This is a genomic window from Arthrobacter sp. StoSoilB5 (genome assembly GCF_019977235.1).
In the GTDB taxonomy this organism is placed as follows: domain Bacteria; phylum Actinomycetota; class Actinomycetes; order Actinomycetales; family Micrococcaceae; genus Arthrobacter.
In genome coordinates, this window is the sequence record NZ_AP024646.1 from 2265619 (window position 1) to 2283351 (window position 17733).

Annotated in this window: 11 protein-coding genes and 2 pseudogenes; 7 read left to right on the forward strand and 6 right to left on the reverse strand. The window is 62.9% G+C overall.

Annotated features, from left to right (window positions below; genetic code table 11):
* Positions 1-2: 2 nt before the first annotated feature.
* Together LDN75_RS10305 and LDN75_RS10310 are read right to left on the reverse strand one after the other, a co-directional pair.
* Entirely contained in the window at positions 3-3971 is a 3969-nt protein-coding gene (locus LDN75_RS10305) for a glycosyl hydrolase (RefSeq protein WP_223937181.1), read from the reverse strand.
* Positions 3972-4102: 131 nt separating this feature from the next.
* Entirely contained in the window at positions 4103-5548 is a 1446-nt protein-coding gene (locus LDN75_RS10310; RefSeq protein WP_223937182.1) for an L-fucose/L-arabinose isomerase family protein, read from the reverse strand.
* Between the two features lie 280 nt (positions 5549-5828).
* Between LDN75_RS10310 and LDN75_RS10315 the strand changes: the two genes are divergently transcribed.
* Complete coding sequence (locus LDN75_RS10315) at positions 5829-6860, forward strand: LacI family DNA-binding transcriptional regulator (RefSeq protein ID WP_223937183.1); 1032 nt, start codon at positions 5829-5831, stop codon at positions 6858-6860.
* Between the two features lie 115 nt (positions 6861-6975).
* On the opposite strand, the gene LDN75_RS24135 is transcribed toward LDN75_RS10315, so the two are convergent.
* Positions 6976-7101, reverse strand: a complete 126-nt coding sequence (locus tag LDN75_RS24135; RefSeq protein WP_263422413.1) for a hypothetical protein — start codon at positions 7099-7101, stop codon at positions 6976-6978.
* 354 nt (positions 7102-7455) lie between these two features.
* Positions 7456-7752, reverse strand: a complete 297-nt coding sequence (locus LDN75_RS10320) for a hypothetical protein (RefSeq protein ID WP_223937184.1) — start codon at positions 7750-7752, stop codon at positions 7456-7458.
* Between the two features lie 1183 nt (positions 7753-8935).
* On the opposite strand from LDN75_RS10320, the gene LDN75_RS10325 reads away from it, so the two are divergent.
* The 6 genes and pseudogenes from LDN75_RS10325 to LDN75_RS24140 all read left to right on the forward strand — a co-directional run bounded on the left by LDN75_RS10325 (position 8936) and on the right by LDN75_RS24140 (position 15297).
* Entirely contained in the window at positions 8936-9718 is a 783-nt protein-coding gene (locus LDN75_RS10325) for a TIM barrel protein (RefSeq protein ID WP_223937185.1), read from the forward strand.
* Between the two features lie 199 nt (positions 9719-9917).
* Positions 9918-11888, forward strand: a complete 1971-nt coding sequence (locus LDN75_RS10330) for a DUF2264 domain-containing protein (protein ID WP_223937186.1) — start codon at positions 9918-9920, stop codon at positions 11886-11888.
* Positions 11889-12100: 212 nt separating this feature from the next.
* A pseudogene (locus tag LDN75_RS10335) lies at positions 12101-13295 on the forward strand (IS701 family transposase).
* A 191-nt stretch (positions 13296-13486) separates the two neighbouring features.
* Positions 13487-14326, forward strand: a pseudogene (locus LDN75_RS10345) (IS5 family transposase).
* Between the two features lie 59 nt (positions 14327-14385).
* Positions 14386-14529, forward strand: coding sequence for a hypothetical protein (locus LDN75_RS10350; protein ID WP_223937188.1), 144 nt, complete (start codon positions 14386-14388; stop codon positions 14527-14529).
* A 633-nt stretch (positions 14530-15162) separates the two neighbouring features.
* Complete coding sequence (locus tag LDN75_RS24140) at positions 15163-15297, forward strand: hypothetical protein (RefSeq protein ID WP_263422358.1); 135 nt, start codon at positions 15163-15165, stop codon at positions 15295-15297.
* 64 nt (positions 15298-15361) lie between these two features.
* Here the strand turns inward: LDN75_RS24140 and LDN75_RS10355 are convergent, their stop codons facing one another.
* On the reverse strand, positions 15362-15541 hold the full coding sequence (locus LDN75_RS10355; protein WP_223937189.1) for a hypothetical protein: 180 nt from the start codon (positions 15539-15541) through the stop codon (positions 15362-15364).
* A 265-nt stretch (positions 15542-15806) separates the two neighbouring features.
* The gene (locus tag LDN75_RS10360; RefSeq protein WP_223937190.1) at positions 15807-17630 is read right to left on the reverse strand and encodes a glycoside hydrolase family 36 protein; all 1824 of its coding nucleotides are present in this window, start codon (positions 17628-17630) and stop codon (positions 15807-15809) included.
* Positions 17631-17733 lie beyond the last annotated feature (103 nt).

Genomic DNA, 17733 nt, shown 5'->3' on the forward strand with positions numbered 1-17733 from the left:
GCCTACTCGGTCACTGTCAGTGTCACTGGTCCGAAGATCCCCGAGGCCCGCTGTGACGGGAAGACCCAGGACGTGGGAGTCGATTCCTCAAGGAAGTGCGCGAGGGTGTTGTACACAGTCACCGTCACGTCGGCTGGGCCGTCCAAGACCCCCAGGTCGAAGCGGAACGGCGCGCAGAACGCTTGCCCTACGACGCTGTCATTGACCGTGACCTCGACCGAGCCCCGCACCCGCCCGAGGTCAAGGATTGCGGGTATCTGGGTTCCGACGTCGATGATCCGGCGATAGGACAGTCCGCCGCTCCAAGCGCCGAGTCCGAGGTTACGCAGGTCTCCGAAGGCTAAGGATATTGGGGTGACGTCCGCTACAACGGGGCCGGTCCATGCAGAGCCTCCCCGCAGCAGGGCGGTCGGGCTGGTCGTAATGAAAAGATCCGCGGCTCTCTGCAGCGGAGGGTCGAAAGAGACTCGGCCGCTGGTGATCTTTACGTCCGCGCCGTTGATCTCTGCCACCGCCGGCAGCGCCAAGGGTAGGAACGCTGACGCGGTGCCGGCCGGCATCGGGATGCGGAACAGTTGCGGCCGAGGGGTCATGTCTGTGGTGGCCTGGCTGGGGATGACGGGTTCGCCGTCATCGGGTGCGCCGTTGAGCCAGTCAGCGAATGGCAGGGGATGGGGCCGGCGGGCGGCGTGCGCCGACAGAAGCTCCGACCAATGCCCTCGATGTTCCACGGTGGCGCCCACTACGCCGCCGGTTTGCGCTGTCCAGCCGGAGCCGCTGACAAGGGTGGAGACTTCCTTCTCGCCATGGTGGGCAGCTAGGTCCACGTAGACCACGTCGCGGGCGTCGGTACCGTCGGCGACGATCTCGATGCTGTGCTCGCCGGCAGTCATGAGTGCGGTGACATCGTGCGAGAAGAACATCGGGTTGGCGCCCCAGTCCGACTCGTAGTATTCCACTTTTTCCTGCCGTGCGAAGGTCTTGCCATCGACCAGCACGCTTGCTCCGGTGGCGGCGCCGACCACCAAGGTGGCGTGCCGGGCCTGAGAGGGAAGCTTGATCCGGCCACGGTAGGATACGCGGCCATTCGGTTCAAGGGCCGGCGGGACGGACATGAATTCCGGCCGCGATCCAAAGGTGCCAGGGGCGGTGAGTGTGAAGAAGCTGCCGAGAGGAGGCGCCCCGCTGAGCAGGGCGGGTCCGTGGATGTTCTCGTCTTGACCGAGTTCATACTCAAGCACATTCAGTTCTCTGGCCACTTCGACCGGCGCCTTGAAGAGGTATCTGCCACTGTCCGTTCCTACCTCCCTGCCGTTCCACCAGGCACGTTTGGCCGCGCCCGCGCCAAGGACCAGTTCGGCGGGTCCTAACTGCGGGACTCTCACGATGGTACGGATGCGGGCGATTTCGCCCGGCCCGGGAGAGGCTACACGGATGAATTCCTCAGTAACGAGGCCCTTGTTGCCCAAGGTGCTGGGGCCGGGGTTTTCCAGTCCCCGGCTGGCCGAATACTCATGGACGTCCCAACCTGGCCCGGCCAGTTCCACTTCGCCCGCCAGGACGGCGTCCACCGCTGACTCAGCCAATGGCTCCGGGGCATCGGCAGTGGGGACCGCGCCGAATGAGGTAACGCGGTTGCCGTAGGTTACCTTGGCGGGGGACCATGTGGTACCCCCGTCCTGTGACCACTGCATCTTCCAGAGCTGGAGATCGTCCACAGAGCTGCTGGCCGGTTCGGCAAAGTCACCCCAATCATTGGCCATGGTGGGCACCAGCGTCCCGGTCCACCCCTCACCAACATCAAAGGTGCGACTTTCAGGAGGGCCTTCTAGGTCGGCCGTACAGGGCTCATCTCCTTCTGACCAGGTGAGGATAACGGCCGGGGCACCGCAAAGGGGGACCTCGATGCGAGAAGTGCTGTCCAGGACTTGAACCGGCACTGCCGAAGATTCACCGGTGGCCGGATTCCACACTTCGGCTGTGGTCACGGTGCCGTTGATGGTCACAGTGCGGGTGCGTGCGTAGCGTGAGGGGTCGAAGTCGTAGTCCTCCCACAACCGGGGGGCATCATAAGTGCGCAACGGGTGGGTACTGGCGTTCGGGAATGCGGCGGTGACCAGGGCAACCGCGTCCGACCCGTCGCGGCGGACCAGCAGCGGGACCTCACTGGTCGCGTAACCCTTAAGCCCTGCCAAGGCGCCGACAGCGGATGCAGGATCTGGATGGCGTTCAATCCGGGGATTCTTGCACAGGGCGGTCACGGCCTCGTCGTCGCCGTTGAACCCGGCCGCGAGGCGGGGCTCGGACCCCGTCAGCAGAACACGGCCGCCGGCATGCAGCAGGTCATTCAACCGCCTGGCCGTCTCCTCTTCAAGGACGACAGCCGAGGGAACGATCACAGCCTGATAGTGCTGGGATGCTACAGACAGGCCACCGTTCTCGGCGGAGCTACGCTGGAGGGAGTCGTCGTCGATGACGTCGAATGAGATACCGGAGCTGTCCAGGGCACCCAGCCGGGTGGTGAACCAGTTATTGACTCCGCACAGTGCAAGGTATTCCTCTTGGGCCCGGTTGGCATCCGTGAACTCCTCACTAAGCTGCCCGTTGCCGTAATGATCAATGCGAGCATCCAAGGTCAGAGCCGCTTGGGCCGTCGCGGTGGGGTGGAGCACTGCCACTTCGGCGCAGTAAGTTCCCCAGGACATGATCGAGGCTATGCGCGCGACCGCCCGGGAAAAGGCCGGATACTGCTTCCAGTAAGGCTGGCGCCAATCGGTGGATGGCGGAGCCCACTCGAACCAACCGGCTGCGGTTCCGAAGTAGGACGCGTGAGGGTTGTAGAGGTTTGCCCCGCTGCGCAACATAGGCAGCAACCAATCATAGGTATCCTCCAAAGTGGCACCCCAGCCGCTGGAATGGAAGGACTCCATCCATACGCGTTCGTGACCGTACAAGTGCGCCATGGAGCTGTGGATTTTTGCATCGCCCTCGTGATCGCTTCCGACGGCGGAGTACCAGCGGTGGGTGCGGAAATAGTCGGTGTACAGCTGCGTGGCCTGCGTCGGGTTCCCGGCCCGGGCCGGGTTGCTTTGATCAGCGCCTAGCATCATCCCGCGCTCCGAGTGCCAGGTACCCAGCGGCTTGAACAGTGCTTCCTCGGTTAGTTCACCGCGCACCGCGTAGTAGTCTCCACGCACCTTGGCGTTCTGATCGCCGCCAGTTTCGAACAGGGCGGGCAGATAGTCCAGCAGGTCATACCCCTTGCGACTTCGGAACTCCTCCGGAAAAGAGGGTGTCCAGGCGTTGGTGGCGGGAAGTTCGTCCTGAAAGCTGCCGGCGATGACATTGCCCAGGAACTGCGGCACTCGTCGCTCGAACTCTCCGTGGATAAGGTCGATCAGATGGCCGACTGCGGTCTGATTCAGATAGTCGAAGGCCGTCGGAACCGCAACCACAATCCGCACGGACGTACCGTCCTTGGCCGTAACTTGACCCTCCGCGCCGACATCCAGCCGTTCACCGCTTCTGCCGTATGCGCCGATGAGTTCTTCCACCGCGGCGACGTCGACGTGTCCCTCTCTCACCCCAGTCCATCGCGATCGGAGCGTGCGCCCAGTGTCCTCTGGATGTCGGTGGGTGATGGTGCCCTGCACGTTGGCCCCGGAGAATCCAATCTGATCATAGAACCAGATCTTCATGTCAAGTTCGAGGGCGAGTTCGCAAGTGAGGATGAAGCGGTCCCACCACTTTTCGCTGAACCAAACCGGGTCATCTGTCTGGGCGTCCACGATGGGTCCGGCTGGGGCGAGATTGATCACGACGAGGTTGTGGATGCCGCCCTCGGCAAACCGGCGCATCTGCCACTCAAGCCGTTCGCGGGTTACTTCACCACCGGACCACCACCACAGTGGTGTAGGGCCATAGGTTCGGGGTGGGTCGGAAAACAGCTGTCGGAGGGCAGACGAGGTCATTGTCGGTGTCCTTTCAGATGAATATGGCGCTGGAGATGCTCCAACTGTGCGCCAACGAAGCGCAGAGATAGGGCGTCCTGCTGTGTGACCGGGCAGTAACCGGCGGTCCTTTCGGAGCGAGTCGGGGGTCTCTAGACTTGGCGGAATGGCAGCCCCAACAGGTCGGCCGCGGCTTTGAAGTCCTGGGCGCGGTGTCCGACGGAGAGAGCCCAATGATGGCCAATGCCGGTCTGCGACCAGTTGTCCACCCATTCGCCTGGGTCGATGCCGAAATCCACACGGGATGTGGTGTTGCCGATGGCGAGCAGGGGACCAGACTTCACTTCGCCCTCGGAGGCCACAAAGACGTAGGAGCCGTCCCGCTCTTGGCCGATGCCAAACGTCGTCACGGGTCCGTGCATGACGTCAAATTCGACACTGACTCCCCAGCCGCGCTTGCCGTGATAAATGCCCAAACCTCGCAGCAGCGGATTGGCGGAGCTCACGGCCAGGTGAGCAGGGCCGTCATGGCCCATCTCGACAACACCATCCCTGAAATTCAGGGCCTGGATCTCGGTGAAGGAGCCGCCGGCCCCTAGGGCTTCGGAGGCCAACTGGGCAATGGAGGTGCGCAGCTCATACTCTCCGGCTGCCGGAATGCCCCGGGCGGTCAGAAGGGAAGCGCCAAGGATCATCCCCGCGCCGAGACGTTCATGTTGTTCACCGTCGAGCCCGCGGTGGTAGTAGGCGAGGGTGTCCAGCTCAAAATCCTCGACGAGACGGTCCAGTCCCACGGAGACCTTCGCGCCCCAAGAGAAATCCTCGTCATTCACGGAATCATCAAGAGTGAAGATCGACCGGGCGAGTTCCTTGCGCGCCACGATTTCAGCATCCGTGACCTGGTCTACGCGCACACGTAAGTCATCGAATTCAAGGACCTCAACGTGCGACCCGAACGTCGTCGATACCGTGGTGAGATCGGTGGATACGTCGAGCATCCCCGGGTACAAGTGGCCCATCAGACCGTGGCGTGCATGGCGGAGAGATGCCCGGACGTGGGCGGCATTGATCCACGACGCGATACGGCTCCAAGCTTTCTCGTCCTTCAGGTGACCGGTGACAGAACGGAAGGGGATGCTGGCACGGCGGAAAACGTTGCCAACCTCGGGGACGGGGCACTGCCCGCAGTAAGCAAGCCACATGCCGGTATCGAAGTTTGCATGCTCCATGGCTTCCGTCGGCTGCAAATCGATGAGTAGCACGGGAGTCTGAGTGCGCTGGGCGATCGGCAGAACCATGGAGGACGTCAGATAGGTGGTCAGGAAAATTACAATGAGGTCGAGGTCTGCGCGGCGGAGCTGCTCAGCAGCAGCAGCCGCGTCCTGCGCATTGGAAACGAAGCCCGCATCCAGGACCTCGACATCCATCTCCTGGAAGCGCTCCACAACATAAGCTGTTGACTCCTTGAGCTGGGGGAGCAGGTCCGGGAATTGAGGCCAATACGCAGCCAGGCCGCCAGCTACAAGGCCAACGCGGGTGGAACGCCTCCTTTTGGCTGTGAGAACACTTCGGGTGCGGTTTGCTTCATCATCAAACATGGAAGCTTCCTCAGACTTGGCGTAGAAACGCAGGAATCGGGCGCGATACAGCGCTACACGGCGGGAACCGGCCGAATGTAGGTTGTGCGACAATGAATCGATTCATTGATACGTATAAATCTATGTTTCCGAATTCTAAGTGTCAAGAGTCCAGAGACTGGAGCCATCCAAACCCTCGGACGGGGCGATAATATCTAATACGTATCAAGTTCGGACTGCGTACCATCTCCGCAGTCATTCAGCAGTTCCGCTCCCGCGCCCATCCCGAAGGAGAAGGAGATTGCCCCAGAGAAGCCGGTTTGTAGTCGGCCAAATGGAAATCGCCAGGGTGGCTGGCGTGTCGTCGGCCACCGTATCCAACACGCTTAACAAGCCGCATCTGGTCGCCGATTCCACCCGCAAGAAAGTTCTGGCAGCAATGAGCCGCCTTGATTTCGTGCCCAACGAGGCAGCTGCGTCGCTGCGCCGGGGCACCAACCGGCTGCTGGGTCTGGTCGTCCCTGACATTACCAATCCTTTTTACGCCGCCATCGCCGCGGGTGTCACTTCGGAGGCAGACCAGCGCGGGTACGGCGTGGTGCTTTGTAACAGCCAGGACGATCCAGCACACGAACTTAAGCAGTTGCAGATGTTGGGGCAGCTCCGCACTGCAGGGGCTCTTGTAGTCCCGGTAACGGCTGACTATTCCCGGCTGAATAGACTGCGGGAGCTCGGCGTACGGCTGCTCCTGATCGACCGATCAGCGGCACTCCGGGAAGGCTGCTCAGTATCCATTGATGATGTCCTCGGCGGCCACTTGGCTGTACAGCATCTGCTGGCGACAAGGGGACCCGACCTGGTGCTGGTCAACGGACCAGACTCAATCGCTCAGTGCATCGACCGGCGAAAGGGTGCGCTGGCCGCGTACGCCGAAGCCGGCCTTGAGCCGAAGCGGCTTCGTGAAATCCACGTTCCGAATATGGACGTCGAGTGGGGCAAGAAGGCAGCCGCCTCGCTTCTCCAAGGGGATGCCCTGCCCGAGGGGGTCTTTGCGACGAACGACTTGCTTGCCTTGGGCGTGGTTACAGAGCTGATGTCCGCGGGCCTGCAGGTCCCTCGGAGTGTCGCCGTGATGGGCTATGGGGATCTGCCGGTTGCCCAAAGTTCCCCGGTGCCGCTGAGTACAGTCGAACAGCCAAAGGCAGAGTTGGGCCGTGCGGCCGTGGAAATGATTCTGCTGGAGATGACCCAGGACGGGCCAGCGCATAAACACTCGGCCCGGGTGTTTCAACCCCAGCTGATCGTAAGGGACTCCGCCCCTGCGAGGGCCTGAATGTCACGCGCAAACGCCTTTCACGATGATTGCCTACGTATCAGGCTGAAACGGTACCAGGGGCTCACGGCAAGTCCGTTAATCGCGTGGGGGGAGAGAACCAGGAATCCAGTAATCATGCGGCGAACCGGTCCTTCGCCGCTTGCTCGGACGGGGCCGTGTACACCGGTTTGAGGGCCTTGACGACGCCGTCGCGAAAGCTGTTGCGGATCAGGTGCAGGATGCACTGCTGCAACACCATTGGCTTCCACGTGTAGAACAGAAATCCGTAGGGTCAGTGAATCGTCCTTGGGGGCCGTGATGTTGCTGAGATACCGGATGCCTGCAGCAACTGCTCCTGCCCGAATGCCGACCCCGTAATCCCGTGGACGCGAATGTCTTCGACGCCAGCAGGCAGGCGGGTCCAGGGCCAGCGTGTTCGCGGCCGAGGAGCGGGGCTGCTGGCGGCGGCCTATGAGATCAGTTTGGCGTGGTGGCCGCCCTGGAGAGCGGCGAGCTGGAGCAGGAGACGATGTTGAAGGCCAGGCGGCGATGTTTGGTGCAGGCCTGGTTCGCGGGGAAATCGAAAAATTGTAGCTTGCCATGCCGGTGTTCCTCAGGGTCCTGATCCGGTTCTCGCACCGGGCGCGCGGTGCCGGGCGTCCAGGAAGGGACCGTGCCAGCGTGGTGAGTTGGTAAGGAACGCGGTGATCCGGTGCCCGTCGGCATCGAGCAGGGTCGGTTGCGCGCCGGGGTGCAGCGGCTCGGCGCGCAGGAACAGCTTCGTTCCCGTCGGGTAATCGCTCAGCGGGATGACCACGGTGGCGTTGGTGACCCACGCGTCGTTCCGGTCGTTCCCGGACTGGTCCAGGGCCGGCTGCCAGTACTCTTCGTCGGTGATCCAGTCGATCATGTGGGCTTTGACGAACGGCAGGGTGTAGCTGGTGGCGAACCGCACTTCGAGGGTGCGCAGGTGCCAGAGGAATTTCCGTGAGGCCCTGCGCCGTCGGTGCGGGCCAGCAACTTCTCCCTTGCCAGGGCCCCGGTTCCGTAATAGAAACTCTGGGGCACTTGGGCGGTGGCGGTGTGGAAGACGCGGATGTGGTCCTCAGCGCTGTTCGCGCCGGACGTTGCCTGACCGCAGCACCGCGGCGAGGATTTCCCCGGACCCGGACCCGGACCCGGACCCGGACCCGGACCCGGACCCGGACCCGGACCCGTTGCCGGTGCCGTAATCGACGCTGGCGATGAAGCGTGCGAATCCGTAGCCGCTTTGTAGGTGCCGGCGACGTTTTCCTTATCAGAGTGTGAGGTAACCGGCGTCGCGTCGATGTCGATGATGAGCGGGTCCGCGACTGTCGCGGTCAGGGCAGGCTCCGGTTCCCGGCGGCGTCCCAGGCCCGGGTGCGCAGTTCCCGGGTGAGGGTTTCAAAGCCGTAGTGAACACCTCCTCCGCGGTGTCAGCGCCCGGCATCCACGTTACGCACGACGTTCCCAACCTGTCCTCTCTATTAGCGGTCTCTCCGGCACCTACCGGGCCCCGGTGACAACACCCCCCGGATCATTGACGACTGGGGGCGGCAATCATGCCGGGCCGGCAGGCCAGCACACCCTCATCCTGCAACAGGAACGGGCTACGAAAAACGTAACGGGGGAGCCCAGCCTGGGAATCGGGCGTGGGCAAACCGTCTGGAGTGAACACGGATCCCACTCGTCGAGGTGCCTTGCTCTATGGCCCGCCAATTTTGACCTATTTTCACCCAACAGAGGCCCCTGTAGGTTCGGTTCCATTCACATAGCATCGCATTGTGACCAAAAAAGCTATCGGTCTCGAATGCCCGGTCTCTACATAAGCAGGGAAAAGATGTTGCATCCGTTTGAGTCAGCGCGGGCTACAAGTTGCTGCCTACTAGTTTCCGAACAACTACGCCGACCCCCGGAACGAGAAGTGGCACGGCGAGGGATAGGCCGATTGGGAACTCAGGGTTCGAGGGGCACCAGCAGCCCCAAGCTGCGATGAGTTTCTGATGGGCCCGTCTCCAACGGAAGGGCCATCGGTGTCTAGAAATTCGGAGATTCGCCCCGGCCTATGCTCGGTGACGTTTCGTTCGCACGCTCCTGCGGACGTTATCCGCTTTGCAGTCGACGCCCACTTGAAAGCGATTGAGTGGGGCGGTGACATCCACGTGCCAGCCGGCGACGTCGTCTGCGCCAAGGAGGTCAAGGATCGTACAGTCGATGCTGGACTGGCAGTTGCCTCTTACGGCTCCTACCTCCGCCTTGGCTCTAGCACGCGGTCGGAACAGGAGGCAGTGCTAGAAACAGCCGTGGCCTTGGGAGCACCGCGGATACGGGTCTGGGCGGGCACACGAGGCTCGGCCGCCGCGGAGCCTCATCACTGGGCGGGGGTAGTCCACGATGCCAGGGAATTCACCGACACAGCAGCTTCTGCGGACGTGTTGGTGGGACTTGAGTTCCACGGCGGAACCCTGACTGACCGTGCCGAGTCCACTGCGGCGCTCCTGTCGGAGATCGAACGTGAGAGAGGGCTGGGAACGTATTGGCAGCCACCCCAGGGAATGCCTGATGTGGAGGCGCTCAGGGGCCTGGACCTGCTGGCCGGGAACGTGCTTGCCGTGCATGCCTTTTCGTGGTGGCCCACGGACGAGCGGAGACCGCTCGCGGACAGATTTGACTTGTGGTGCGCGGTTCTGGAGCGGATGCACGGGCAGCGCAGCCTCAACGATGTCCTGTTCGAATTCGTTCTCGGCGACTCAGCGACCCAGCTAGCTCGCGACGCCGGGACACTGCTTCGCCTGATTGAGGAAGTCTCGCGCGAGGCACGCCCTGAACCGCCGGACATTGCGGCAGCACGATAGGCCACCCACTAATCAACGGCAGCGAGCAATCGCTGTGCCAGAATTCCAAAGGAAATAAGGAAATAACAATGAACGAAACTTCAAGGGATAAACCAATGAACGCACTCAGGTCGGCGGAAGTCCGAGCCCGTCTTCCCGAGGTTGAGGTGCTCATCATCTCTTGGCAATGCCCGCAGCGCGAAAGTCTGACGGTTCAGGCATGAACCTTGAGCCTGACTTCGCCCAGTCACCGTACACCGGCTGGACCCGGGCCCACTGGGAAGCGTTCGTGGAGCGCATGGTGGGCGCTGTGGAACCGTACCGTTCGCCGTCTGGCGCTCGTATCGACTTGCCTGGCCCAGCCAGCGGCAACGGCTCCGTGTCCGACGGGATCGAGGGTTTCGCCCGGCCCTTTCTTGCTGCAGCCTCATTGGTAGCAGGACGGAACGGGGAAGACCCCGGGAACCTGATGGAGCGCTACGCCCGGGGTCTGGCCGCCGCCATGGACCCGGCGTCCCCCGAAGCTTGGCCTCGCCCGGAAGAACTCCTGCAGACGAAGGTGGAGGCCGCCTCGCTGGTGCTGGGCCTTCAAATGACGCGGCCTTGGCTGTGGGACCGGCTTGATGACCGCGTCCGAGAGAACACGGTGAACTGGCTCTCCGGTATTATGGGCACTTGGTATCCGCCGTCCAACTGGGTGTGGTTCCGAATCATCGTTGAGTCTTTCCTCCGTGAGAACGGTGGCCCCTGGTCGGCCACGGATATCGAAGAAGACCTGGCCATCCACGCCTGGATGCGGAGACGGAACGGCTGGCTCAGCGACGGTCCGGGGCGACACTACGACCATTATGTGGGCTGGATGCTGCATACCTACCCTCTGCTCTGGACGCACCTGTTCGATGTTCCGGATTCACTGTGCTCGACGTCGCTGCGCGAGCAGTGGAACATCGACCTAGGGCGCTACACGGACGACGTGCTGCGGCTGACCGGTGCGGACGGTTCGCCGCTGGTGCAGGGCAGAAGCCTGGTGTACCGCTTCGCCACTGCCGCCCCGCTATGGGTGGCCGCGCTGACCGGTGCCGGGAACCATGATCCCGGCCTCCTCCGGAGGGCCGCCAGCGGAATCGTGACCCATTTCGAGAACCGTGGCGCGTTCGAAGGTAACGGTGTGCTCAGTCTCGGTTGGCACGGCGCGTGGCCCGCAATGCGTCAGACCTACTCGGGGCCCGGCTCGCCGTACTGGGCGTCCAAGGCTGCTTTGGGGTTGCTCTTGCCGCAGGACCACGCGGTTTGGACCTCGGTGGAGCAGCCGCTTCCGGTAGAGGCAGGGAACGTGTCATGCGTGATCGAAGCCCCTGGGTGGTTGGTCTCCGGGCGGAAGAAAGACGGATTTGTGACTGTCGTAAACCACGGCAGCGATCACTCGGAACCGGGGGCTGAGATCGCCGACGCGCCCGTGTATGCGCGGTACGGCTACTCAACCGCCACTGTCCCACCATTGGCCGGTCCTGCCGCCCATAACCCGCTGGACAATGCAGTGGTCCTCCTGGACAGGGATGGCCTTGCAAGCCACAGAACTGGGTTTGACAACCTATTCACGCGGGAACTGGAAGACGGAGTGCTCGTAGGCGCGTCACAGGGCCGGGTGCGCTGGATCGAATCTGACGGAGACGCTGCGGCCAACTTCGGGACGTATCAGTCCGGGATCATGACCCCCGGGCCAGTCGTTACTGTGGCCTCGGCGGTGCGCGATGGTGTCGAAGTACGTCTGGCACGTGTGGACGGGCCCACGGACGCTGTCGCGCTGCGCTTCGGTGGCTGGCCAGTGGCGTCCCCGGAGCCGCCGCGGACCGGCACGGGCGGCGAGGATTTGCACCCATTTGCGGAGGCATCAAGCCAGGATCTGGTCTCGGCCCTCAGGGATGTTGCCGGGCTCACCAAGGCGGGCATAGTCGTCGAAAAGGACGCAAGCCCGCTGGGGGAGTTCGTCGCGATTCCCTGGCTCGCCACCGGCACCGTCACGCCAGGTCAGGTCATTGTGGCGACGGTAACATTGTCCCGCGGGAAGGTTGACGAGCCGGCTCCACGTGTGACAGCCGAGCCCCTTACCGAGGGCGGCCATCGGATCACGGTTGCCTGGCACCAAGGCAAACCGACCCAATTCACCCTTCCAGCCTGGCCGGCCCCGTAGGCACAGAACGAGCCGACGATTGGAGGGGCGTCGACGACCTGGCCGATCTTGCCTTGCCGGGCTCGTCGTGAGCAGACGAGCGGTGCCGATACCAGTCAAGTATTGGAGCCCACGTTGGCGGGGTGGAGGCACGGCCTGGTAGTACTTTGTTAGGTTTTTCGGCGAAGGGCTTTTTGATCGCCGACCTGACCTGCTAATTTCGTTTCGTGGGCATGGAAGACACATCACTGCGGGTCGAGCTGGAGGACTTCGTCGGGCAAGTGTTTGCGTCGTTGGGCCGGAAAGACCAGCGTGCCAAGGGCCGGCTGTATCTGCAGGGGTTGATGCTGGAGGGACGGCGCAAGTCGATGCAGCCGATGGACGAGCGCCTGGATGTGGACCACCAGCAGCTGCAGCAGTTCGTCTCGTCCTCGCCGTGGAAGGTCGAACCGGTCCGCCGCCGCCTGGCCACCCTGGCTGAGGAAGCCATCGCCCCGGAGGCGTGGGTTATCGACGATACCGGCTTCAAGAAGGACGGGGCGGCCTCGGCGTGTGTGGCGCGCCCGTACTCGGGCACGCTGGGCAAGATCGGCAACTGCCAGGTTGCCGCGACCGTGCACATGGTCAGCGACCAGGCTTCGGCCCCGGTGAACTGGCGCTTGTTCGTGCCCGAGGCCTGGGACGACACCTGTGCGGACACCAACGAGCACGCCGAAGCCGTCGCCGCCCGCAGGATGAAGGCGAGGATCCCGGATTACGTGCGGAACCGGCCCCAATGGGAGCTGGCGCTGGAGATGAGCGATGAACTCGCCCATTGGGGACGCAAGTGCCCGGTCGCGGTTGCCGACGCCGGGTACGGGGACAACGCGTTGTTCCGGCTCGAGCTGACCCGGAGGTCCATTCCGTGGGTGATGGCGGTCAAGGCATCCACCAGCGCCTACCCGGCCGATGCCGTTCCCGAACTCGCCGAACGCACCAGCCCCAGGGGCCGGCCCAGCGTGCCCCGCTACCGACAGGACCCGGCCGGCCTGGCACCAAAACCGGTCGCGGGAACAAGACCGCCGCCATGAAATCCCGCTTCCTGGCCCTGCGCGTCAGGCCCGCCAGCCGGCACATCGCTCCGGGACAAGACGGATCGCTGCCCGAGGCCTGGCTGATCGCCGAATGGCCACCCGGCGCCAAGGAACCCACCGACTACTGGCTCTCCGACCTGCCCGCCGACACGCCGGCCAGGACCCTGTCAGGCTGGCAAAAATCCGATGGCGCATCGAACACGACCACCGCGAACTGAAAACCGGGCTCGGCCTCTCCCACTTCGAGGGACGGTCCTTCCCGGGCTTCCACCACTACGTCACCCTCGTGTCAGCGGCGCACCTGTTCATCACACGGAAACGCCTCGCCACACCAAAAGCAGCAGGGGCAGCCTGAGCCTCTACGGGGTCCTCAAAGAACTCCAGCGGATCCTCATCCGACAGCTCGCCCGCTGCCCCTACTGCCAACACGCGCCACCAACCTAACAAAGTATTACTAGGGCGTGTCTCCTAAATCGGCGGCTTGCTGGCTGGAATGCTTGAACGGTGTCGAGAACATCTGTTTTGAGTGATGATCAGTAGTCACAGATCGAGCCACTTCTGCCAAGTTCAGAGGGGCGGCGCGGCCGCCCGTTTCGTGGCCATCGCCAAGTCGTAGAAGGAATCATTTACCGGTATCGCTGCGGTATTGCCTGGCGGGATCTGCCGGCGGAGTTCGGTCCGTGGCAGACCGTATGGAAGCGGCACCGCCGTTTCGCCTCCGACGGCACGTGGGACAGGATCCGCTCACGGCTTCTGGCCGAAGCGGACGCGGCCGGGATGATCGGCTGGACCGTGTCGGTGGACTCGACCATCAACCGAGCCAACCAGCACGGGACGAACCTTCCCCGAAACACAGGGGGAACTCCCGAATTACAAGAAACTGTTTGCTGAACCGCCTGACCATGCGATCGGCCGTTCCCGCGGCGGGCTGAGCACCAAGATCCACCACGTCTGCGACGGTAACGGCCGCCCGCTGGCAATGATTCTTGGCCCCGGACAGGCGGCGACTCGCCCATGTTCCCCGTCGTCATGGAAGCAGTACGCGTGCCCCACCTCGGCGGCGGCCGCGCCAGAACCCGGCCGGATACCGTGATGGGTGACAAGGCGTACTCATCCCGCGCGAATCGGTCGCTGCTGCGAGGCCGCGGCATCAAAACCGTCATCCCCGAGCCCTCTGACCAGATCGGGCTCCGCAAACGCCGTGGTTCACGTGGCGGGCGCCCCGTGAACTTCGACTCCGAAACCTACATAAGCCGCAACACTGTCGCAAGGTCCTTCAGCCTTTTCAAACAATGGCGCGGGATCGCGACCCGCTAAGACAAGCTCGCACTGACCTACCGCGCCGACGTCGTCGTTTATGCCGTCGTCATCTGGCTACGCCAATAAGGAGACACGCCCTAACCCTCCTCACCGGCAACGGCGTGTAGGATGCCGTCGGCACCGGGATGATAGGCATCCTGCTGGTGCTGATCGCTGTCGTTCTGGCCCTCGAACCCAAATCGGTGCTGTTGGGTGAACCCGCCTCCAAGGACGACCGCGACAAGATCACCACGCCATCGAGGATGGCGGCACGCGCGTCATCCACCTGAAGACCCTCTATCTGGAACCGGACCTTCGCCGGACGGACGCCACGGACGTGGCGCCGTCGGAAGCAGCGGCCGGCAATACTGCGGAGCGCAACGCCAAAGCCTGACACCGGGCACCTGCTGCACGAACCTTCATGCTCTACCAACCATCAGGCCGCTGACCATGGCCACGCCCAGGCCAAGGATGGCCAGGACGGCTCCCACCAGGGCAGGGGCAACGTAACCCGGGCTTGCGATCACCACGCCGCCAGGAAGGAGCGAGCGCGTTGGCCACTTTCAGCGCGGCAGGGTTGAGGAGGAGGGGTTGCTGGCCACCTAGGTCATGGTGTGGGCGATGTAGGTGTAGGTGGCGAAAAAGCCGTCGCAGCCAAGAATTCCGATCAAGATGGCAAGCCAGACCTGCAGCCGCTTCAGCACCCGAGCTCGGGCCGGATGCTGGCATCGGGGTGTGCTGCCTGGAACGGCACAAACCTCACAGCAGCGCCAACGTCAGAAGGCCAAAGGCTCCCACGAGGACAAACAGCAGGCACCAGCCGAATGCCTGGCCTACCCAGGTGGCCAGCGGCACATCCCCACGTTGGAGACAGGCAATCCCGGTGCGGGGTAGCCACGCCGAGATCCTCGAGAATCCCGACCGTGGCGGCTTTCGAGGCTGGTTCCACGAGCCGGGCGAACACCATCGCGGCGAACGCCTCGTCCCCGAGGACGTCGAATCTCAGCCCGGGAGTAGGCGGCTTCCGCCAGGACCTCCCAGAGCACCTCGCACTGTGAGCCGGCAACCACCGCAGAGTGCGCCGGAGGCACGGATTCTGCGCCGGCCCGGGAGAGGTCGAACTCAAAGGCCTGATCTTCGGCATTCAGGTGCTCCTGTCCGGCGCACCAAGGCTGCCACCCCAGCGTCGTCGTGGGCCGAGCCGAGATGCTCAAGGATCCGGCGGACCCCGGAACGCTTCTCCACGATCTGAACCGCGGTGGCGCCCGAGACGGTGTTCACCTTGCGGATATGCGCAGACACCCCAGAAGGCTACCCGATAGTGCCCCATTTCGGGAGACGACCCTTGCCTGAACTGCGCAAACACTCCAGTACCCCAATCGCCTGTGCAATCGGGGGTCTGGCTGGCGGATATTTCCGACGGCGATCCTCGGCCGCTCGAAGACCACGACCAGCTGAGACGGATCAGCACTACTACGAAAAGAAGCGGGCACAGGTAATAGACCCGGGCGAATCTCGCCACGAAGAAGTTGCAACGATTTGCTCGGAGCGGAATCGCGTGTGCGCGTCAGGCACGCTCGATCCGAACCAGACCGGAGGGGGGGACGTTGATCGGCCATACGTCGGGGCGGACCATAGTATCGTGTCGGATCTCGGTCCCGGTGCAGTCGTACAGCACGAGGTTGACCGGGTCAGGACCGGCACCCTCGATGAGAACACGTGATTGTCCGCTTCCGTTGACCACGATGACCGGCCGATCGACCCCCTGCACGTGCACCACAGGGTCGGTGTACACCGCCACTACTGTCTCGTATTCATTCTCGGCGCGGACCTGAGTGTAGCGGGCGTCCGGCCTCGACGGCGTGAGCCTGCCGCCTAATAGGACGTCAGCATGATCACGAAGAAATTTCAGCCAAAAACCTACGGCGCGCTTTTGTTCGGCCGACGCTTTGTCCAGGTCAATCGACACCTGCGGTGCGGCAAACAACGTATTAATGAAGTGGCTCGCTACAACCTCAGCAGGCGCATCTCGATGCCACATCATCATGTCCGAGTGCACTGCACGGTCGCCGGCCAGCAGGCGGGCATCGATCGTCCGGACTCGATTCTCGATAGCATCCATTGGGCAGTCGTTGGCTCTGACGAAGGTGCCGAATTGCCACAGCCGGGGGTGCACATAGTCCTGCCGAAATTCGATAAGCACTTCATCTCGGAGCTGGCGCATCAGGTCGGTAATCGCCTGAAGTACCTTTTCCACGCCCTCGTCAACCGTCTCACTGTCACTACCTAAACCGGCCGGGCCACTCGAACGAGCCCATTGGTCAATGAAGTCAATCTTCAGCCCATCGACATTCCAGTCGCGCACTGGCCGGATGCAGGCTTCGACGATGTGTTCGCGAACTTCGGGATAGCGCGGATCCAGAACGGCAAAACGATCACCTTCAACACGATCCAGAGTCTTGTCCTTGAACCGATCCCACACACGTGATTGATCCCCGACGAATGGAGGTGCGACCCACAGCACGTACTGGAGCCCCAGATCGTGGACGCGCTGCACATGGGCGGTCATGTCAGGAAACCGGTCTGCATCAGGTTCCCAGTCGCCACACGACGCGTAATAGGCGTCTACGATATTGTCGTATTCTCCGTTGACGTCGCTGTTCTGCCACCCTCCATCAACGATAATGGCGCGGCACCCATATGGCGCGCTGGTCAATGCATGGTGCTCCACAGTGTCGGCCGAAATCTGCTGATGGTCGCTGTACCACGTGGAGTACATCGCCTGCCGAGCCAGCCGCGGAACCGGCAGGATCTGGTCACCGAGCTCACTTGCCCAGTCAGCCGTCACAGCGCGTAACGCCTCGGCAAAGTGGAGCCCTCGGAGGTCTATCCGCAACGTAAATCGTCGAGCTTCGGTCGAGGACGCGACGTCGCTCACCACTATGCGTATGTGGTACTCGCCGTTTTCCTCGTCGACGCCCAGGGTAAAGTCACAGCCTCGCACATGCGACGACAGCCCAACCACCAGTGGACTGCGATCACAGGCGTCGACAAGTGCCGCGACGGGTGCAGACTTTGCTGATCGAACATTCCGGCGGGAATGTGAGCCCCAATCGGGCGGCAGATCGCGGGCGGAGGTGTGCACAGGCTGCCATACTGTCACTGCCTCAGACGCCGGCCACCACCACTCGATAACAACAGCACCTGTCGCCTCGACGTCGTATCGGACAATGCCCGGTTCCGCACCGTCTGCTGGCAGGATCGTGTGATGGCCACTCACTGTGCCGACCCGTCGAGTCTGATCGGGCCCGAGGATCTCGAACGACGACACCTGATTTATGGTGTTGAGCACGGTAATTTTCTTCTCCTTAGATTCGGGTTTGTTCCGCATGCACAGGCATGTTCCTGGCACGCAGGGTTTAGCCAGGGGAAAGTCTCGACAGTGGCTGGTTCCACCGCGTGGGTCACCGGCGGTCTCTAAACCGGGGGATACA